The sequence below is a fragment of the Escherichia sp. WS1450 genome, from assembly GCF_046487395.1.
In the GTDB taxonomy this organism is placed as follows: Bacteria; Pseudomonadota; Gammaproteobacteria; order Enterobacterales; family Enterobacteriaceae; genus Escherichia; species Escherichia coli.
The window spans coordinates 29,612-50,686 of the sequence record NZ_JBJQJO010000030.1 but is presented as its reverse complement, the minus strand read 5'-3'; the positions used below and the strand labels follow the sequence as shown (position 1 = coordinate 50,686).

The 21,075-nt window shown below is 47.6% G+C and carries 16 protein-coding genes and 4 pseudogenes; 3 read left to right on the top strand and 17 right to left on the bottom strand.

Going from position 1 to position 21,075, the window contains the following annotated elements:
- Positions 1-164: 164 nt before the first annotated feature.
- Complete coding sequence (gene rayT / locus ACJHYR_RS23950; protein ID WP_000006263.1) at positions 165-662, bottom strand: REP-associated tyrosine transposase RayT; 498 nt, start codon at positions 660-662, stop codon at positions 165-167.
- A gap of 176 nt (positions 663-838) precedes the next feature.
- Positions 839-1,588: a C40 family peptidase gene (locus ACJHYR_RS23945; RefSeq protein WP_000093873.1), complete on the bottom strand. Its 750-nt coding sequence runs from the start codon at positions 1,586-1,588 to the stop codon at positions 839-841.
- A 300-nt stretch (positions 1,589-1,888) separates the two neighbouring features.
- Here ACJHYR_RS23945 and dpaA point away from each other — a divergent pair, with 300 nt between their 5' ends.
- Positions 1,889-2,629: a peptidoglycan meso-diaminopimelic acid protein amidase gene (gene dpaA, locus ACJHYR_RS23940; protein ID WP_001225679.1), complete on the top strand. Its 741-nt coding sequence runs from the start codon at positions 1,889-1,891 to the stop codon at positions 2,627-2,629.
- Here dpaA and ACJHYR_RS23935 read toward each other — a convergent pair.
- Positions 2,600-3,367, bottom strand: coding sequence for a class II glutamine amidotransferase (locus ACJHYR_RS23935; protein WP_000333380.1), 768 nt, complete (start codon positions 3,365-3,367; stop codon positions 2,600-2,602). The genes dpaA and ACJHYR_RS23935 overlap by 30 nt on opposite strands.
- A gap of 104 nt (positions 3,368-3,471) precedes the next feature.
- Entirely contained in the window at positions 3,472-4,050 is a 579-nt protein-coding gene (gene lpcA, locus ACJHYR_RS23930; RefSeq protein ID WP_000284050.1) for a D-sedoheptulose 7-phosphate isomerase, read from the bottom strand.
- 239 nt (positions 4,051-4,289) lie between these two features.
- Here lpcA and fadE point away from each other — a divergent pair, with 239 nt between their 5' ends.
- On the top strand, positions 4,290-6,734 hold the full coding sequence (gene fadE, locus ACJHYR_RS23925; protein WP_000973082.1) for an acyl-CoA dehydrogenase FadE: 2,445 nt from the start codon (positions 4,290-4,292) through the stop codon (positions 6,732-6,734).
- A 42-nt stretch (positions 6,735-6,776) separates the two neighbouring features.
- On the opposite strand, the gene ivy is transcribed toward fadE, so the two are convergent.
- The gene (ivy, locus tag ACJHYR_RS23920; RefSeq protein WP_059328196.1) at positions 6,777-7,223 is read right to left on the bottom strand and encodes an Ivy family C-type lysozyme inhibitor; all 447 of its coding nucleotides are present in this window, start codon (positions 7,221-7,223) and stop codon (positions 6,777-6,779) included.
- A gap of 180 nt (positions 7,224-7,403) precedes the next feature.
- On the opposite strand from ivy, the gene yafV reads away from it, so the two are divergent.
- Complete coding sequence (yafV, locus tag ACJHYR_RS23915) at positions 7,404-8,174, top strand: 2-oxoglutaramate amidase (protein WP_001118043.1); 771 nt, start codon at positions 7,404-7,406, stop codon at positions 8,172-8,174.
- 51 nt (positions 8,175-8,225) lie between these two features.
- Here yafV and ACJHYR_RS23910 read toward each other — a convergent pair.
- The 12 genes and pseudogenes from ACJHYR_RS23910 to ACJHYR_RS23855 all read right to left on the bottom strand — a co-directional run.
- Positions 8,226-8,420, bottom strand: a pseudogene (locus ACJHYR_RS23910) (ISAs1 family transposase); the annotation flags it as partial.
- Between the two features lie 25 nt (positions 8,421-8,445).
- A complete protein-coding gene (locus tag ACJHYR_RS23905) occupies positions 8,446-8,934 on the bottom strand; it encodes an integrating conjugative element protein (RefSeq protein ID WP_001306803.1) in 489 nt (162 codons plus the stop codon).
- Positions 8,935-9,024: 90 nt separating this feature from the next.
- Entirely contained in the window at positions 9,025-9,528 is a 504-nt protein-coding gene (locus ACJHYR_RS23900; RefSeq protein ID WP_000227713.1) for a hypothetical protein, read from the bottom strand.
- Positions 9,529-9,647: 119 nt separating this feature from the next.
- Positions 9,648-10,784 carry an ISAs1-like element ISEc1 family transposase gene (locus tag ACJHYR_RS23895; protein ID WP_000420763.1) on the bottom strand — a complete coding sequence of 379 codons (1,137 nt, stop codon included), beginning with the start codon at positions 10,782-10,784 and terminating at the stop codon, positions 9,648-9,650.
- A gap of 175 nt (positions 10,785-10,959) precedes the next feature.
- A pseudogene (locus ACJHYR_RS23890) lies at positions 10,960-11,154 on the bottom strand (ISAs1 family transposase); the annotation flags it as partial.
- 76 nt (positions 11,155-11,230) lie between these two features.
- The gene (ltrA, locus tag ACJHYR_RS23885; protein WP_410233158.1) at positions 11,231-12,481 is read right to left on the bottom strand and encodes a group II intron reverse transcriptase/maturase; all 1,251 of its coding nucleotides are present in this window, start codon (positions 12,479-12,481) and stop codon (positions 11,231-11,233) included.
- 549 nt (positions 12,482-13,030) lie between these two features.
- Positions 13,031-13,969: pseudogene (locus tag ACJHYR_RS23880) on the bottom strand (ISAs1 family transposase); the annotation flags it as partial.
- A gap of 312 nt (positions 13,970-14,281) precedes the next feature.
- A complete protein-coding gene (locus ACJHYR_RS23875) occupies positions 14,282-15,244 on the bottom strand; it encodes a hypothetical protein (protein WP_000536467.1) in 963 nt (320 codons plus the stop codon).
- A gap of 114 nt (positions 15,245-15,358) precedes the next feature.
- Positions 15,359-16,930 (bottom strand): hypothetical protein, encoded by a 1,572-nt coding sequence (locus ACJHYR_RS23870; RefSeq protein WP_072837342.1) that lies wholly within the window; start codon positions 16,928-16,930, stop codon positions 15,359-15,361.
- Between the two features lie 21 nt (positions 16,931-16,951).
- Complete coding sequence (locus tag ACJHYR_RS23865) at positions 16,952-17,791, bottom strand: DUF4123 domain-containing protein (RefSeq protein WP_059328195.1); 840 nt, start codon at positions 17,789-17,791, stop codon at positions 16,952-16,954.
- 56 nt (positions 17,792-17,847) lie between these two features.
- Positions 17,848-19,749: pseudogene (locus ACJHYR_RS23860) on the bottom strand (type VI secretion system Vgr family protein); the annotation flags it as partial.
- A gap of 220 nt (positions 19,750-19,969) precedes the next feature.
- A complete protein-coding gene (locus tag ACJHYR_RS23855; RefSeq protein ID WP_001142963.1) occupies positions 19,970-20,488 on the bottom strand; it encodes an Hcp family type VI secretion system effector in 519 nt (172 codons plus the stop codon).
- Positions 20,489-21,075: the final 587 nt, after the last annotated feature.

Genomic DNA, 21,075 nt, shown 5'->3' with positions numbered 1-21,075 from the left:
ATCCGGCACAGGTTTGTAGGCATGATAAGACGCGCCAGCGTCGCATCAGGCACCGGTGCACAATTGCCGGATGCGGTGTGAACGCCTTATCCGGCCCACCGATCCGGCACAAGTTTGTAGGCATGATAAGACGCGCCTGCGTCGCATCAGGCATCCGCGCACAATTATAAAATAATACGCTCCCCGGCACTAAAATCCGTTATGTCTCCCGCCCAATCAATGGGATATAACCCTCGCGCTACATCGCGATGGAACGTTGAGAATGGCCAATCACTCACCTGCTTTACCCAGCCATGTTTCACTGGATTTATATAAATATAATCAACATGATGGCGATAATCTTTTGTATTGCGAATGGCATGCTCCCAAAAACGCGGTTGCCAGATATTTTTCAATCCGCAAGCATGGGTGAACTGCTTTTTAATCTCCCGCCAGCGAGAGGAAAAATCATCATCACTTTCGGGTAATGTCCAGATACAGTGCATATGCTCTGGCAAAACTACCCAGGCGTTAATTTCAAAAGGTCTGGCCTGCTTAACTTTAATAATGGCGTTACGGAGTGTCTGGTACTGGGTGGTCAAAAGTTGGCTTCGACGATTCCGTAAATTTACCGTGAAAAACCATGTTCCCCCCTTGATGTAATAACGACGATATTCAGACATGGCGACTCCTTTTTCTCAACGATAAGAAGAAAAGGAAAAGTCGACAATGAAGTTGTGTTATATCGGGAAAGCAGCTCGCAAAAAATTCGCAGACTCGTAGGCATGATAAGACGCGGCAGCGTCGCATCAGGCATCGGTGCACTATTGCCGGATGCGGCGTGAACGCCTTATCCGTCCTACAAAATCGTCTCTTCCGTCAAAATCCTGCGCGCGCCTAAAAAATGATCCTGCCAGAAAGGTTCAGCTAACCGACTTACCCGAATGGTTTCCCCGGTGCGCGGCGACTCGATAAACTGACCGTCTCCCAGATACACGCCCATATGATCGGCAATCTCACGGCTGTGAATATGGAAAAACAGCAAATCTCCCCGGCGCAGGTCGTTATTCGCCACAATCGTTGCCCGATGGTAGTGATACATCTCATTGGCCGTGCGCGGGAGCTTCGCCTCGAGGATCTTGTTGTAGGCATAAAAAACCAACCCGCTACAGTCGAAGCCTTGATCGGGCCGCGTGCCGCCCCAGACGTAAGGCTTACCAAGCTGCTGCTCCAGGCGGTGAATCGCCACTTCGGTGATGTTGTGCAGATGGTCGCTGCTTAAGAAATGGTTGTTCTCCGCCAGCGCCTGCCAGCGTCTGTCACTCGCCTTGAGCGGCGCAGGAAACCATTCTGGATGCTGTTTTATCTGTTCGCGGTTGTGCTGGCGCAGCGCCTTTCTGCTTTCGGCATTGCCTTCCACAATATAGCTGGCCTGTTTTTTCAGATGGGTTTGGTACTGTTTTAATAAACGCGCACGGTTTTGCATCCGCTGGCGGGCGGCGTAGCTGAAAGAGATATGTGATGTGGTGGCGCTGGCGAGTAAAGGGAGCAAAACGCATAACGAAAACACGCCTGGATGCAGAAATCTGCCGTGAAAGAACGAAGACATGAAGGACATAAACCGGCTGAATGAAGGTGAGAATTTTAAAAGACCAGAGGAGTAAACGGGATTATTAATTGCTTATTTGCATATTACTATTGAGGTTTCATAATCTTAGGAAATAAATGATACATGCGCTTTTCGGACTATTGAAAACTGCCCCTGTGCTAAATTTGTAAACCCTGCGCCGACAGGCTTGCGTAAAACTCTTTTGGTGATAATGTGAGCCTTCCCAATCCAGACTATTCCGATTTGGGATCCATTTTGCCGTCCTGGCGTGTGTAACCGTTTTATCAAGGAATAAGCAGTATGCGTAAAATCGCATTAATTCTTGCGATGTTGTTGATCCCGTGCGTTTCGTTTGCCGGTTTGCTGGGCAGCAGTAGCTCGACCACGCCAGTGAGCAAAGAGTATAAGCAGCAGTTGATGGGATCCCCTGTCTACATCCAGATCTTCAAGGAAGAACGTACACTCGATCTCTACGTCAAAATGGGCGAGCAATATCAACTGCTCGACAGCTATAAAATCTGTAAATATTCCGGCGGCTTAGGGCCAAAACAGCGTCAGGGCGATTTCAAAAGCCCGGAAGGGTTTTATAGCGTCCAGCGTAATCAGTTAAAACCAGACAGCCGTTACTACAAAGCGATTAATATTGGATTCCCCAATGCCTATGACCGTGCGCATGGTTATGAAGGGAAATATCTGATGATCCACGGCGATTGTGTTTCCATCGGCTGCTACGCGATGACCAATCAGGGTATTGATGAGATCTTCCAGTTCGTTACTGGTGCGCTGGTTTTTGGTCAGCCGAGCGTGCAAGTGAGTATTTACCCGTTCCGCATGACCGACGCCAATATGAAGCGCCATAAATATTCCAACTTTAAGGACTTCTGGGAGCAGCTGAAGCCAGGTTACGACTACTTTGAGCAAACCCGTAAGCCACCGACCGTTTCTGTGGTCAATGGCCGTTACGTGGTCAGCAAGCCGTTAAGCCACGAAGTTGTGCAACCACAGCTGGCATCAAACTACACGCTCCCCGAGGCAAAATAAGCGCCATTCGCCTGGCATAATCTTTTGCCAGGTTTCATTGCCCGTCAGCGGCTGTGTTGCAATCACCGTGACCACATCATTCGGTGTGGTCTGCGAGCTGAAGTCGATTTCCACATCCTGATCCAGCAACGTTGCCACGCCAAACGGCGCGCGGCGGGTGATCCAGTGTAAATTAGTCGAGCAATACGCCATTACATAGCGCCCGTCAGAAAGCAGCATGTTGAAAACGCCCTTCTGCCGCAGTTCATCCGCCAGTGAGGCGATATATTTAAACACTGCCGCCATGTTGCCCGGTGTGCGCGGGTAACGCTGCGTTAATTTATGCAGGAGCCAGCAGAAGGCTTTTTCGCTGTCGGTTTCACCGACCGGGCGGAAGTTGCCGGTTTCCAGTGATTTATAGCCCGTCAGTTGCCCATTATGGGCATAAGTCCAGTTACGCCCCCATAACTCGCGGGTAAACGGGTGAGTATTTTCCAGCGCCACCTCGCCCCGATTCGCCTGGCGAATATGAGCCACCACCGAACAGGATTTTATCGGGTAGTCCTGGACAAGTTTGGCGATGGGGGAATTAAAGCTGGGTTGTGGATCTTTAAATGTGCGACAGCCTTTACCTTCGTAAAAGGTAATGCCCCAGCCATCTTTATGTGGCCCGGTTCCACCACCACGCTGCACCAGACCGGTGAAACTAAAGCAGATATCGGTAGGGACGTTGGCGCTCATCCCGAGCAATTCGCACATGGGTAACCTCCACAACAGCGGGAGCACATGGCCCCCGGCGAAGATTGATTTAAGAATTTTCAGGCCGGATGCGGCGTAAACGTCTTATCCGGCCTACGCCAGACTTACTTAACCATCTCTTTTTCAATCAACTGGATCAGGATATGGATCACTTTAATGTGAATCTCCTGAATGCGGTCGGCATAACCAAAGTGCGGTACGCGAATTTCGATATCCGCCGTGCCAGCCATTTTGCCGCCGTCTTTACCGGTCAGGGTGATCACTTTCATCCCCTTCTCACGCGCCGCCGCGATCGCTTTGATCACGTTTGCAGAGTTACCGGAAGTGGAGATCCCCAGTAGTACATCGCCTTCGCGACCTACCGCTTCAACGTAACGGGAGAAAATATCGTTGAAACCAAAATCGTTACCGACGCAGGAAATATGACTAACGTCAGAAATGGCAATCGCCGGATAGCCCGGACGGTTTTCACGGTAGCGCCCCGTCAACTCTTCGGCAAAGTGCATGGCGTCGCAATGGGAGCCGCCGTTGCCGCAGGAAAGCACTTTGCCACCGGCTTTAAAGCTGTCTGCTAACAGGACCGCCGCGCGCTGAATGGCGTGAATATTGGCGTCATCTTTTAAAAAGTTAGCCAGCGTTTCCGCCGCTTCGTTCAGTTCATTACGAATAAGATCCTGGTACATGAGGATATCCTTCAGCATAAATGTAATAGACAAAATGCAGTGTACCGGATACCGCCAAAAGCGAGAAGTACGGGCAGGTGCTATGACCAGGACTTTTTGACCTGAAGTGCGGATATAAACAGCAACTATGTGAGCTTTGTTGTAATTATATTGTAAACACATTGCTAAATGTTTTTACATCCACTACAACCATATCATCACAAGTGGTCAGACCTCCTACAAGTAAGGGGCTTTTCGTTATGATGATTTTGAGTATTCTCGCTACGGTTGTCCTGCTCGGCGCGTTGTTCTATCACCGCGTGAGCTTATTTATCAGCAGTCTGATTTTGCTCGCCTGGACAGCCGCCCTCGGCGTTGCTGGTCTGTGGTCGGCGTGGGTACTGGTGCCTCTGGCCATTATCCTCGTGCCGTTTAACTTTGCACCTATGCGTAAGTCGATGATTTCCGCACCGGTATTTCGCGGTTTCCGTAAGGTGATGCCGCCGATGTCGCGCACTGAGAAAGAAGCGATTGATGCGGGCACCACCTGGTGGGAGGGCGACTTGTTCCAGGGCAAGCCGGACTGGAAAAAACTGCATAACTATCCGCAGCCGCGCCTGACCGCCGAAGAGCAAGCGTTTCTCGACGGCCCGGTAGAAGAAGCCTGCCGGATGGCGAATGATTTCCAGATTACTCATGAGCTGGCGGATCTGCCGCCGGAGTTGTGGGCGTACCTTAAAGAGCATCGTTTCTTCGCGATGATCATCAAAAAAGAGTACGGCGGGCTGGAGTTCTCGGCTTATGCCCAGTCTCGCGTGCTGCAAAAACTCTCCGGCGTGAGCGGGATCCTGGCGATTACCGTCGGCGTGCCAAACTCATTAGGTCCGGGCGAGCTGCTGCAACATTACGGCACTGACGAGCAGAAAGATCACTATCTGCCGCGTCTGGCGCGTGGTCAGGAAATCCCTTGCTTTGCACTGACCAGCCCGGAAGCGGGTTCCGATGCAGGCGCGATTCCGGATACCGGGATTGTCTGCATGGGCGAATGGCAGGGCCAGCAGGTGCTGGGGATGCGTCTGACCTGGAACAAACGCTACATTACGCTCGCGCCGATTGCGACCGTGCTTGGGCTGGCGTTTAAACTCTCCGACCCGGAAAAACTGCTGGGTGGCGCAGAAGATTTAGGTATTACCTGTGCGCTGATCCCGACCACCACGCCGGGCGTGGAAATTGGTCGTCGCCATTTCCCGCTGAACGTACCGTTCCAGAACGGACCGACGCGCGGTAAAGATGTCTTCGTACCGATCGATTACATTATCGGCGGACCAAAAATGGCCGGGCAAGGCTGGCGGATGCTGGTGGAGTGCCTCTCGGTAGGCCGCGGCATCACCCTGCCTTCCAACTCAACCGGCGGCGTGAAATCGGTAGCGCTGGCAACGGGTGCGTATGCGCACATTCGCCGTCAGTTCAAAATTTCTATTGGTAAGATGGAAGGGATTGAAGAGCCGCTGGCGCGTATTGCCGGTAATGCCTATGTGATGGATGCTGCGGCATCGCTGATTACCTACGGCATTATGCTCGGTGAAAAACCTGCCGTGCTGTCGGCTATCGTTAAGTATCACTGTACCCACCGCGGGCAGCAGTCGATTATTGATGCGATGGATATCACTGGTGGCAAAGGCATTATGCTCGGGCAAAGCAACTTCCTGGCGCGTGCTTATCAGGGCGCGCCGATTGCCATCACCGTTGAAGGGGCTAACATTCTGACACGCAGCATGATGATCTTCGGACAAGGAGCGATTCGTTGCCATCCGTACGTGCTGGAAGAGATGGAAGCGGCGAAGAACAATGACGTAAACGCGTTCGATAAACTGCTGTTCAAACATATCGGTCACGTCGGTAGCAACAAAGTTCGCAGCTTCTGGCTGGGCCTGACGCGCGGTTTAACCAGCAGCACGCCAACCGGCGATGCCACTAAACGCTACTATCAACACCTGAACCGCCTGAGCGCCAACCTCGCCCTGCTTTCTGATGTCTCGATGGCTGTGCTGGGCGGCAGCCTGAAACGTCGCGAGCGTATCTCGGCACGTCTGGGGGATATTTTAAGCCAGCTTTACCTCGCCTCTGCCGTTCTGAAGCGTTATGACGACGAAGGCCGTAATGAAGCCGACCTGCCGCTGGTGCACTGGGGCGTACAGGATGCGCTGTATCAGGCAGAACAGGCGATGGACGATTTACTGCAAAACTTCCCGAACCGCGTGGTTGCCGGGCTGCTGAATGTAGTGATCTTCCCGACCGGACGTCATTATCTGGCACCGTCTGACAAGCTGGATCATAAAGTGGCGAAGATTTTACAAGTGCCGAACGCCACTCGCTCACGTATTGGTCGCGGTCAGTACCTGACGCCGAGCGAGCATAATCCGGTTGGTTTACTGGAAGAGGCGTTGGTGGATGTGATTGCCGCCGATCCAATTCATCAGCGGATCTGTAAAGAGCTGGGTAAAAATCTGCCATTTACCCGTCTGGATGAACTGGCGCACAACGCGCTGACGAAGGGGCTGATTGATAAAGATGAAGCCGCTATTCTGGTGAAAGCTGAAGAAAGCCGTCTGCGCAGTATTAACGTTGATGACTTTGATCCGGAAGAGCTGGCGACGAAGCCGGTAAAGTTGCCGGAGAAAGTGCGGAAAGTTGAAGCCGCGTAATTGAATAACGGAGCCGAAAGGCTCCGTTTCTTTATCCGCTAATTATTTAAAATTAAAGCCATCCGGATGGTTTTCCAGGCTGCCGATCAACGCCGCGAACAGCACCGTTTTACCATCAATCGAAAGCGCATCGTTCACATTCAACCAGGTGAGTTTCTCTTGCGACGTTTTCTCATCAATAGTCGAGAACAGCCCCGTCATCTGATTAGATTTCTCGGACCACATCACAGCGATACGTTGCGAGCCACAGTCATGCGGTTTGCACGCGCTCATCACCTGATACGTCTCATCTCCCAACGTTACGGTTTGTGCAGGGGTATAAGTCCCGCCTTTCATCACCCAGGCAGGCAGCTTATGCCCTTGCACCATCTGATTAAACGCAGCTTTGGTGGTTTCGCCCTTTGCAAGGCTGCTAATGGTTAAATCATCCTGCGCCATTGCACTGGTGGCGATGACCAGAGCGGCGACTGTCGTTATTGCCTTAAACATCATTCCTCCCGAGCTTATCCTGCCCATGTTATTAACCTCCTAAAGCCTGGCGATAACACGATAATTTGCAAATCAGATATTTCCAATATCAGCATTTGTTATCAATTTATTCTGCGCTAAGGCAACTGCCTGATAAGGTGTTAGAGTTATAAAACCCTTCACATAAAGGAGTTGTACACCGTGCCTGGTTTGAAGATTACGCTTTTACAGCAACCACTGGTGTGGATGGATGGTCCTGCCAACCTGCGTCATTTTGATCGTCAACTGGAAGGTATTACCGGACGCGATGTGATCGTTCTACCGGAGATGTTTACCAGCGGCTTTGCCATGGAAGCGGCAGCTTCGTCGCTAGCACAAGATGACGTAGTGAACTGGATGACAGCCAAAGCGCAGCAGTGCAATGCGCTGATTGCAGGCAGTGTTGCATTACAAACGGAGTCTGGTTCGGTTAACCGCTTTTTGCTGGTTGAGCCGGGCGGCACGGTACATTTTTATGATAAGCGTCATCTGTTCCGAATGGCAGATGAGCATCTGCATTATAAAGCGGGCAATGCGCGAGTGATTGTGGAATGGCGCGGCTGGCGTATTTTGCCGCTGGTGTGCTACGACTTACGTTTTCCGGTGTGGTCGCGCAATCTCAACGATTATGACCTCGCCCTGTACGTCGCCAACTGGCCTGCTCCGCGCTCTCTGCACTGGCAGGCATTGCTGACGGCCCGCGCGATTGAGAATCAGGCGTATGTGGCGGGATGCAATCGCGTCGGCAGCGATGGCAACGGCTGCCATTATCGTGGTGACAGCAGGGTGATTAATCCACAGGGCGAGATTATCGCTACTGCCGACGCGCATCAGGCAACGCGCATTGATGCGGAGCTGTCGATGGTGGCATTGCGGGAATATAGAGAAAAGTTTCCGGCATGGCGGGATGCGGATGAGTTTAGGTTGTGGTGAGTGGGTGTTGTGTTTAGGGCCGGGGAGAGTCGGGCTAAGACTACGAAAGCCCGCTCCCCTGCGACCACTTTTATCATAGGAGTGTGGAAGCGCTTTTCCATCAATTGCGATGACGTCTTTATCATTTGATGAATGGCAATCTCGCATCCAGTTAATAAAGCATTCGTGAAATTATACTGAACGGATACAAGACATAACTCTAATTATGGTGCCGTGAACAGAATTACCATTTTCAAAATTACGATATTATTTGCAGTAATTATGTTATTAATCATTGTGATATTTCCATCTCTGTGATTAATACCGGATAAGCATTTAATTGCAGAGTTTGCACGAAATTATCGCAGATAACTGGCAATAACAATAACCCATCAGCCCGCTGCTGTAATACCTCCATTCGTTCTACTGATTCAACATTAACAACCAAACCAAGGGCATTTAGCGATTTAAGGATCTCCAGATGTTCACTCATCCAGCGCAGAGAAAAAGGATCATCACCAATTATAAAAACAGGCCCCCAGCCGGTTAATAACTGGCGTTTCATTACGGAGCCAGGATGAAGTCGAGTACATATTACAGGAAATACCCCCTGTTGCGATGGTTCCGATGATGTGGATAATTCAGAAATATTTTCCATTGTTAGTGAAGAATTAACATCCATTAATAATGGTGAAACAACCTCACTTTCCTTGCTAGTAATGGCTGCACTAATCTGAAAGGAAAATAACAATATTATTACGTATAAACTTATTTTTAACATAACACATTCAATCCGTTTATTCATGTTATAGAATAATAATGCTATAAATCATCATTAATGTTCAATTATTTAATCACACAATTTAAAAAATCATCGACCAATGTGAATTGGCAATGTACCACTCAAGTTAAAATCACTGAATATTTTATCAATTTCTCTTGCAGTTTCTATATATTTAACCTCTTTCGTACTTGCATTATAAATAGCCCAAGCCTCGGGATGGGATGTTCCACCAAACCTTACAAAAAAACTTGATTTCATATTATTATATAAATTAACATCAGGAAAAGGATCTTCTCCAAAATTAGTAGTATTAAATAATGAAAGTTCGTATCGCTTAGAAAATTCTGTTGGTAGGATAGCTTCACTGCCATCAATAGCATTCATCCAGAGTTTGTTACCATTATATTCCAACAATAATCTCTGTTTTGCATGTGTCTTATCTCGTTCTTTAACGACAGCGAATACCTTTTTAACAACTTGCTGTGCGGATGGTCCTATTGTATTACCAAAAGCTGGCAACCCGATTTTGCCATAAACACTCTCCTGAATGAAATAAATATCCGTTTTATCGGCCTCGACAATATCTACCATTTATCCCTCCAAACAAGACCTGACTCCAGGACAAGAGCATAGTGTGTAGTAAACACTTCATGCTCTTGCCCTGACCATTGAAATAACAACTTTCGTTTGTTTACTGTACCAGGGCAAGATTACGAAAGCCCGCTCCCCGCAAGGACTGACGCCAGGTAGTTTCTGTCCATGGCTGCTTTTCGCATCTTACGTCTTAACCCTGCCTTGAATACCTTATCATTCGTCAAAATATTAATAGCAATGTGCCGTATCCCTGAAAATAATTCTGCTGCGTTTCCTCTTCTTATTTTGCAGTCGTCTTCATTCATTACCACGTCCAGACGCCAGTGCAGCTTATTCTCCACGTGCCAGTGGTTTCGGATTGCTGTGGCGAACTTCTCTGCGGTTAAATCAGCAGAACTGATATAATATCTGACCGTCATTTCGGGCTCTTTCTTTTGTTCTGCTATTATTGACCGAAAGGAGACTGCCACGCATAATTTCTTCAGACCTTTCCATTCAAACGTGAAATCAATAAGTTCATCAGGGACATCGCAAACAATGTGAAGACGGATTTCTTCTCTGCCGTGACTCTTTTCACTAATTGCGTAACTGTCATGCTCTGGATTATTTAATTCTTTCAGCAGAAATTTTTCCTCGAAGGCTTTATTTAGCCGCCCCTGGTTTCCTTTTACAGCGAATAAATAATCACCTCCCTGTTTTTGTATCTTCTCTGCAATATCTTTCTGGCAACCCATCGCATCAGTTGTGATGATTTTTCCTTTAATATCCAGCATGTTAATAAGTTCAGGGATAGCTGTAATCTCATTAGATTTCTCATCCGTCCTGATCTGTCCGATGACCAGGCTGTGCATTGTTGAGAACGCACTAATGACATGAATCGCTCCCCTGCGGCGACTCTTGTCATAAGAGTGTCGGAGCGTTTTTCCATCAATTGCAATGACGTCTTTATCATCTGAAGAATGGCAGTCACGCATCCAGTTAATAAAGCACTCGTGAAATTTTGCAGGACTGATACAGGATACAACTCTGGCAATGGTATCGTGAACAGGAATACCATTATCAAAATCACCATATTGCTTCAAAAAATCGAGATGTGTTTCCCCAAAATCCTCTATATCTTCCCAACCTTCTGCACCAGAAATAACGGCACAAATAGTCAACAGTAGAATATCCGATAATTTATGTTCCACTTTCCAGGCTTGTCTGTAATCGGGGATAATAGAAATATGCTCCATCAATTTTTTAAGTTCCATTTTGTTCTCCTTAATTATGTAAGGAGTATTTGATCATGTATAAGCAATAAAAAACAGCTTCAGGTAATGAGGAATATCTCAATTTTTAAACATAAAATGCGAATTGTTTAGTACAAAAAGTGTACTTCTGATGATCTTTCCCTGTCCGCAGCTGCTTTTCACATCCAGGGAAAGATTACGAAAGCCCGCACCCCGCAAGGACTGACGCCAGATAGTTTCTGTCCATGGCTGCTTTTCGCATCTTACGTCTTAACCCTGCCTTGAATACCTTATCATTCGTCAAAATATTAATAGCGATGTGCCGTATCCCTGAAAATAATTCTGCTGCATTTCCTCTTCTTATTTTGCAGTCGTCTTCATTCATTACCAGGTGAGTAGGCCGCAGGAACCTCCCCCGCAGCCTCTCGCAGAACGGTACGTGAACCTCTCGGCTCATACCGCTCCCATCAAACAAGTCCGCCTCTCATCTTCAGACGCCAGTGGGCAAACAACTGTGGACTTCGCTTCGCCATTTCTTCCAGAAATTTTGAGGCTCTTGTCTTGTATCGGCTGAGCATTTTATATTTCTTACGCCCCCACCTCACCAGTGCTTTATTGATATATCTGAACACGCTGTATAATTCCGAACAGGTATATCGCCCGTAATAATTTATCCAGCCATTCAGTTTTGGATTTATCCATTTCGCTATCTGCTCAATGCTTAAATCCACTCTTTTCCTTATCCCTGTCGCTTTGATTTCCCGACGCATTGCCTTTAGCGCTGATTTGCTCGCTGCGGGGGTAAAACTTACAAACAGGCGGTTTCGCTTAACGTTCTTTACTACGCGTCGCCTGAATGTGTACCCCAGAAAGTCGAACATGGTATGTTCATAATCACCCTTCCGGCTTCCATCTTTGCAGTAGATAACTCGCGTTTTCTCCGGATGCATTTCCAGTCCGCATTCGCTAAATCTTTTGCGTAATACTTCTCGCATTTCAGTCGCTTCTGCTTCGCTGTGACAATGCAAAATGCCATCATCAGCATATCGATACCACGGCACTTTCGGATAATATTTTGCCAGCCATTTATCAAACACATAATGCATGAACAAGTTTGCCAGCAACGGACTTATGACACCTCCCTGCGGCGTTCCCATTGTTCGTGCTCTGACTTCTCCGTCTGACATCACCATCGGCGCTGTCAGCCACCGCTGTATATACAATTTTACCCACCGGGCCGGATTGTGTTTGTCCACGGCTTTCATTATCAGTTCGTGCGGGATGTTATCGAACAGCCCTTTGATGTCAAATTCCAGTACCCAGTCGTAATACCAGCAACGCTTACGCGTTACCCCTATAGCATCCAGTGCCGATTTATTCGGTCTGTAGCCGTAAGAGTCTGCCAGAAAATGTGGCTCAACCTGTGGCTCAAAGGCCAGTTTTACCACCGTCTGCGCGATACGATCGCTGACTGTCGGGATACCCAGAATTCTCTCTCCACCCAATTTCTTCGGAATTGCCACCGCTTTCACTGCCGGTGGGAAATAACTTCCTGAAGAAAGTCGGTTCCAGATTTTGTACAGATTATCAACTAACCGTTTATCAAAGTCCGCCAGCGATTGCTTATCAATTCCCGCCGCGCCTGCACTGGTCTTCACTCGCCTGTACGCGCTGACCACCAGTGACTTATCAATGTTAAACGCTTTTGTCTTTGTCATTGTCTCCTCCTGAACATGTTCAGTTGAACACTGTCCAAAGACTGTCTGATGCCGCCCCTTCGCTCCACCTCCATTACAGAAGCTTCATCACTACTACGAACGGCTCCGTCCCTGTGCTGTGCATCGGTACTTTCATGCTCGCCAATTCAGTGACTTGCATTTCTCCCTTATCATCACAACGACAGGTTCCCGCAGTTCCCAGGAAGAGCCTGATACTCCGTCACGCCCACTTTACGCCGGACACCGTCTGCGCAGCATTCGGAATTCACTCGCAGACTTATCCCGAAGGCTGGACGCCCCTTCGGTTTTGATGTCAGTCTCTGGTTTACGACGCGTCAACATGGGTTCGGGTTCACTCGTCTCATGAGTATCTTACCTGCTGAGTTTTCACTCACGCTTTACTTCATCGCTCACTACCATGGCTCTTTACCACAGCAGCATGAAGTGGTTTGGAATCTGCTTCCGACAGCCGATCCCGGTGGGCCTTCCACCATCTCTTTATGAGCTTATACAAAAGCTAACTGCGTATCCTTATGCAGCTATCTTGTGTTCCTGCGGCACACCGTCCAGACGCCAGTGCAGCTTATTCTCCACGTGCCAGTGGTTTCGGATTGCTGTGGCGAACTTCTCTGCGGTTAAATCAGCAGAACTGATATAATATCTGACCGTCATTTCTGGCTCTTTCTTTTGTTCTGCTATTATGGACCGAAAGGAGACTGCCACGCATAATTTCTTCAGTCCTTTCCATTCAAACGTGAAATCAATAAGTTCATCAGGGACATCGCAAACAATATGAAGACGGATTTCTTCTCTGCCGTGACTCTTTTCACTCATTGCGTAACTGTCATGCTCTGGATTATTTAATTCTTTCAGTGGGAATTTTTCCTCAAAGGCTTTATTAAGCCGCCCCTGATTTCCTTTTACAGCGAATAAATAATCACCGCCCTGTTTTTGTATCTTCTCTGCAATATCTTTCTGGCAACCCATCGCATCAGTTGTGATGATTTTTCCTTTAATATCCAGCATGTTAAGAAGTTCTGGGATAGCTGTAATCTCATTGGATTTCTCATCCGTCTTGATCTGTCCGATGACCAGGCTGTGCATTGTTGAGAACGCACTAATGACATGAATCGCTCCCCTGCGGCGACTCTTGTCATAAGAGTGCCGGAGCGTTTTTCCATCAATTGCGATGACGTCTTTATCATCTGAAGTATGGCAATCTCGCATCCAGTTAATAAAGCACTCGTGAAATTTTGCAGGACTGATACAGGATACAACTCTGGCGATGGTATCGTGAACAGGAATACCATTTTCAAAATCACCGTATTGTTTTAAAAAATCGAGATGTGTTTCCCCAAAATCCTCTATATCTTCCCAACCTTCTGCACCCGAAATAACGGCACAAATAGTCAACAGTAGAATATCCGACAATTTATGTTCCACTTTCCAGGCTTGTCTGTAATCGGGAATAACAGAAATATGTTCCATCAATTTTTAAGTTCCATTTTGTTCCCCTTAATTATGTAAGGAGTATTTGATCATGTATAAGTAATAAAAAACAGCCTCAGGTAATGAGGAATATCTCAAATTTTAAACATAAAATGCGAATTATTTAGTACAAAAAAGCAGCGTTACGTGATCTTTCCCTGTGCCGGTACCTTTGTCGTTTAATCTGGCAGCTAAAGGCATATTGTTTTCCTGTCTGGAATATCAGCGACAAAAAATTTAAAAAACGGTAAGGTGCTTAACTCAGTAATAATCACCTTACCGGACATCCTGATTTGTAGCCCAACAGGTTAATCAAGTAACAGGGATAAACTGACCATCAATCAGCGAAAATACCGGAGCGTAATACCCCATACGCTCTTCACCACTTTCATCTGTAAAACGGTAAGTCAGTGGGGAATATATTGGTTTCGATTTATTATATAGCTGCACCATACGTCCACCATTCATAACCCGGACGGCATAATCGTCCCACCTGATGGGCTGCATTCTGGCTTTCCCTCCCTCCACATTATCTTTTGAGAAGAGTGAGAGTAATATGTCATCCTCAGAGTCACCGGTTGTGGCTGACCATGCCTTCAGCGCCTCTTTGTTATAAGCTTTCAGACGTGCCCTGTCCCGGCTACTGATGATGCTTGCCATTTCGGTATAGGCGGCTTTTAACTTCCGTAACTGCTCGTCGCTTCCGGTATAGGGGGTTGCCCGCGTCCAGGCCCATTCAGGAAGCCCTGTCACGGTAACTTTTTGAGTGAACTGATACACCTTCATCCCTTTCGGGAAATAGGTTTCATCAAAATAATCTGGATCAATAAATCCTGGCTCCGCCTGCTCAGCCAAAATCTCTTTCCGGATAACGGGATGCACGCTGTCTGGCCGGGCTTCAGGTATGCCCTGCTGGTTGATGGTCACTTTTATTGAAGAAAGCAGCGTTTCCTCCTGTTTAATAAAACGAACCAAATCCAGGCTGCATCCTGCTTTTGGAAAAAAACGCCCCCGTTCTTCCATACTGGCAGGCTTGTCAGAAAACCATCCTAATGCCCCAATCTCCAGACTGATTTCATTTTCTCCATTCGCCATCAGCATCATGGCATTGGTGCTGGATATGGCCCCGGTTGAATCACCATTTGCCCGCCAGGCACTTCTTCGGTTACTGAACCCGAGGACGCCATTAGTCTTAATGGCACAATATGACTCTTCAATATTAAACTTACTGCGAATTTTTTGCTGGTTATCGTTAGAGCAAAATCCAGTTCCCATAACAACTCCTGACAGTAAAATAACCGATATTAAATGTTTTGCCTTCATAATTATTCTCTCTCAAAAGGGGAAAATACTCATTATACTGTTCACTTTTAATTTCTGTAATATCACTTAATAATCCATACCTATCGTCCACGTTGTCACTGGCTTCGGCGGTGTTACTTTTTTCTCCACAGTGCGTTCTTTACCGTATAAATTAACCCGTAATGGTGAATCCTTTACCTCCATAGGATCACATAACTGCCACTCAACGGTATCTTTCTTCTCAGGTTTTTCGCTCTTTTCCTTCCCCTTTCCTTTTTCATCAACTTCACCATGAGACACATCAATCTTAAATTCAAACTTCCCTTTAATGCCGTCATGAAATAATGCTAGGTCCAGTCCGTCATCATGTGAATCAAATCCAAATCCAGCTTTCGCTTCTATAGAGGCAGTCGCTTCGGCGGTCAGTTGTACAACAAAAACACTCGCCTCAAACGTCGCACTCACCACACCTTTTAAACCGAGCTTGATGTTACTTTCCTTTACATTAAACTCCCATTTTTTATCCTTTTCAGCGTATACTGCGCCAAGATCAAGATTAATCTCCGCTGAAATCTCGATATAGCATTCAACACTGGCTCCGTTTTTACGGAGATATTCACGACATCTGTTGACCAATGACTCGACTTTACAATATGCACATATAAATGAAATAATATCGAATCTGAACGACGCTTCAAAAAATGGGGCACCAAACAAACCATAAAAATGACAGGGGCCATCCTGGATATCGGTATATTGATAGGCATACGATATACCCAGTTTAACGGGTTCTATTTTTGCACTGAACAATGCATATTTGCGCGTACCATTATTATTGTCAGGATCTGGCGCAAAATATTTATTGACATTCTTGACCAGAGAGTCAATTCTTCCTATCTGTTCCAGTTGCTTTGTTTGTCGAAGTTTTTTTATCTCTTTTTCATATTCACTTGTGTGTTCAACATTAGCTATTTTTACGCCAAAATCGACAGTCAGGGAAGTCTTGTTTATCCACTCAAACTCAGCAGTGGTATTTGTCCAGCCGCTACGGAGTTTATTTTTATCCCTGGGCTTGGTGTTCTCCATTGCGTCCCTGGCTTTTATTCTTTCGTCACGCCGCTCTTTTACTGTTCTCGTCTGTTTTGATGACGAAATCTCATAGCTGAACCCTGTAGTAAACCTAATTTCCACTGTAGGATAAACATCAATTTCAACATAATTGCCACATTCGTAACAACTGTCAATTCTGACTGAATAATGGGCAGGTTCATAATGATTCTTAAGTGGAGAGGATATTGCCCCCAAATAATCCCATGGTACTCGAAATGTACCCATAGCAATTATTTCACCTTCAGACAAGTTATCATCCAAAGTGACCTTATTAGGTATTCCGAAAGGTTGCAGTATCTTATGATTATTTTCTGATTCTTCCTCTAACCATGCCTCATGTGTTCCACTTTTATCGCACTGGTAGGTAATGGTAATTATACCATCACATCCGGAACCATCATCCAGTAGCTTAAAACGCGCCACTCCTTCTTTTGACCAGAAATGTTTCTCGCCGGCCTCTGGAAAATCACTAATAACATCAAAAATACATGGATCAGGAATGCCGCATTCCACACAGGGCTTTCCGGCTGTCGAAGATGGAGATGTCATATAATCTATCCGTTTGTCTTTTTATTGTGGGATAAATCCCAGTTCCTGTTGTGCAAGTTCATGTACCCGAATATGTCCCGGGTATGACTGATTGCTGAGTTGTTCATACCAGTCATCCGGAATATATCTGAGATCGATTATATTTTTTTTCAGTAATATAAGCGTCATTGTTCTGACGGAACGATCATCTGCTATATTTAATGACTGGCAAAAAGAGAAATAATCTTCTGCCAGAATTCGGGATGATTCAGCTTTTGATGAATCATCCCATCCGTTTTTATCTACATTTTCTTCGATAAATGCAGATAATATATCAAGATAATTATCCCGTGCCTTTCGTTCCAGTTGGCTATATTGTCTGTAACTCAGCGTCAGTTGTGATGGCCGTTCTGCCCTTATATTCATAGTTTCTGCGGGACGGACGGAAGAAAAATTATCCTCACGACATTCTTCACCATAACGGGTACTTAGCTGTCTGACGGGACTGATAAAAGAAAGACGCTGGCGGGGGGTCAGAACTTCCACTAATACCCATATATTCCGGGGATCATAAAATCGCATGAGAACAGGTTTCTCCTGTTCGGGGATCCTAACCCACAGATAACGTCTGAAGTGTTGCTGTAGCTCACGCATGGATGACTCAGAAATCAGATATATTCCCCATGGCGACGCCTTAACACTCAGCCATGCTTCAACCTCCGGAACGACTTCCACGAGATAGGGGGCTAGCGCGACCAGATCCAGTTGTATGGGTTCTGCATACAGACAACAGTGCGGGGGATTCACCTCGTTCAGAAAATCCAGCAATCCTTCCTCCACAGCGCCATCCACAATGGCGTACTGCACGGGTGCCGTTTCCATCACTTATCCTCCTTCGGGCAGTGCGCCACAAACATTGTCCCGCTTCCGGCTGCGGCTTTCAGGATCACCGGGCGCATCGGCAGGATCACGTCTCCCGGACTGCCTCCGCCGTTAAGATTGATTTTCGCGCCCTTAATATCCACGCCGCCGGAATGGATCACCACAAATGAACCGCCCACCCGCAGACTGATTTTGCTGTCGCTCTGTAAAACAATATCGCCCTGTACGCTGATACCCAGCGCGCCGCTTATTTTCTGTGCCAGATCGCCTTTCACCTCCAGCCCCTGATTGCCCTCTGTCAGGCTGACATGGTCTTTGGTGGTTTTATGGTCCTGTTTACCTTCAACCGTCACTTTCCGGTCATTTGCCACCACCAGGGATTCATCATGCCCGATGCTGACCGTCCGGTCATAGTTGACCCGCTTATCCTTGCTGTTCAGCACAACGACTTGCATATTTTTCTGTGCGTGCAGGTAAATTTCTTCCTTGTCCGTCGCGTCCTCGAACCGCAGTTCATTAAAGCCGCTTCCTTTATAGGTCTTCGACCGTATCGTCATCTGCGTCTTCGTCCCCGGCAGACTCCCCGGCGAACGGTTGTCCTCATGGTACGTCCGCCCCATGATTATCGGCTGGTCCGGGTCGCCGTTCAGGAAGTCTACAATCACTTCCTGGCCGATGCGCGGTATCGCCAGGTTACCAAATCCCGGCCCCGCCCACGCCTGCGACACCCTCACCCAGCATGAACTCGCCTCCGTTGCCGGGTTATACCTGTCCCAGTGAAACTGCACTCGCACACGTCCGTGTTCGTCGCAGAAGATTTCCTCTCCCGCAGGACCGGTGACAATGGCGCTCTGTGGCCCGTCCACCTTCGGTTTGCTTTGCAGCCGTGGACGCCACGTCCGGTCCGCCGGTATCACCTCTAACTGATTTCCCAGCGTGGTTCCTCTCCCCTGGCTGCCGTGCAGCGCCTGCGGCTGGTCCCCTGACAGAATACTCTGTACCACCTGCCATTCACGGTTCAGCATCTTCTGCGGATGCCCCGTCAGCGTAAACCGCGTTCCCGGCCACAGCTTCGGTGAATTACTCTGCCCTGTGGCCTTTTCCGCATCACTGCGCAGGCTCTCCATCTGGTACAGCGTGAAATCCTTGCCGTGCTGTTCATCCTTGAACCTTCCCGGATAATCAAATATCTCATACTGCTCCAGCTGTCCGTTCAGGTTCTCACCCTGCTGCTCATACATCCCCGGCCAGTCCGGCACCTTAAACGTGTAATCCTGGCTCTGCACCGACGACGGGCGGACATACGCCTCATAACGGAACATACTGACACACTCTGTCTCCGCTCCTGCCGATGTGTCCGGGTTAAACGGAAGCTCTCCCGCCTGTGACAGCCCCGCCACATCGTCGCACAGCGTCAGCTTCTGCTCCGGACTGTCCGCCGCAAACCGCTCAAAGAAGAAAATTCCCTCCTCCGCCCACAACCGCGCCAGAAACGCCAGGTCGCTTTCCCCGTACTGGACACAGAACTCCCGCGCCGGATGGTCCTCATAAAACAGCGGTGTCCACTCCGTGACGCCGTTCTCGTTCAGTAACGTGGCCGATATCGTCCGGATATCCTGCTGCTGGAAGATACGGAAGTTCTGCCGCAGCCCGCACCGCCATAACGGCGGCTCAATACGCAGGTGATAACGCATCTGCCAGCCATTGTTCTCCTGCATGCCAAAACCCGCCACCACGCCGGTGACATAACGCAGCGGGATGACGCCCTGCCAGATGGTCAGCGTCGCCTTCTTCTCCAGCAGCATCTCCGCCGTCTGCATAAAAGAGTCGCTGGCAACATCCACACTCATCACAAACGGATAAGACTGGTTCTGGATTAACCTGAAATGCACCACTGCAAAGGTGTCCGGCTCCTGGCCGTCAATCTCCAGCGTAAAGCGCAGACCTTTTAAGGACATAATGACCTCCCTGATTTATTCACGGACCAAATGATTCTTACCATGCAGCAAAGGGTGCCAGTGCAGCGTTACACTCATCTTTACATTTTCAGGTACGCTACCGCCCGGGTTTCCGGCATCCGCCATCTCCCTCATGAAAGCGTAACTCCTTACTGACACTCATTTTTTACACGTACAAAAACAACATCCTGCACGAAGGCAGGATGTTGTTGACTCAGATTTATGCTTCCAGCGGTGCACGCCAGTCATCGGCACCAGAAGTACCGGATTTGATGTGCTCCCACTCAACCTTACGGTATGCCAGTGATACTGCGAGCAATTGCGTAAACTCACGCTGTGCAGGGTCCTGGCAGTGCGGCATGTGCAGGTTCATGTCCACAATCGTCGCGTCAGTAAGACGTGTGGTGAAGTAGTGCTCCTGCTTGCCTTCAACTGAAGTACGCCACCAGTGCAGCTCCACTTTCGGCAGCATTTCACCGGAGGCCAGCGCGTTGTACAGCAGCGGAACGGCTTTGTTCAGCGCCACGGTGAAAATGAACGGTTTGTGCGCGCGCTGCCCGGAAGGTTGACCAGACTGTGGATCGGTTGGAACAGTAACGTTATGCAGAAACTCCTGCACCAGCATTTCATCTTCGTGTCCCTGCACGTAGATATTGCCGACAGAATCTGCGGTGAAAGCACCGGCAGTGATGTTCCCCTGGGTCTGACCTGTAATTGAAATGTAACATGGGGTTGGCATTTATGAACTCCTTGTGAAATTATCAACTGCTGTTTTACGAACAACCCGTCGTTAATCCCCGACGGGTTAGAGTGTGATGCGGCTCACATCAGGAATCACACCCTTTTCTTTATTCGAGTTACAGGCACACGTAATTAGCACCTACTGAAAAACTCTTTTATGGTGTTTAAATATATTTTTAGTCAATTTCAGAACACGGTCACATAAGCTAAAAATATATCAACTTCAACAGCAGAATTATCCATAACGTATCCTTCCCCCCATAAAAATCCACAGCCGCGTCAAAAACAAATTATTACGACACTTACTCAGCCATCGTTCCAGCACGCAATTAAGACATTCCTTAAAGGAATTCCTTATGATGTATTGCCAGCAATTAATCAATTGATAAAACCATACATAAAACTTATTAATAAATTTAATAAATACATATAAATCAATATATTATGGCATTTTATTGACCGTAAAATCATATTCATCAAGTCTATAAATACCAAAATTTATTTCACTATAATATATTAGCAAGGAAGAATACATCTCTTTCTAAAATATAAATAGTTCTTTTAATATTTTATTTCATGAGTAGA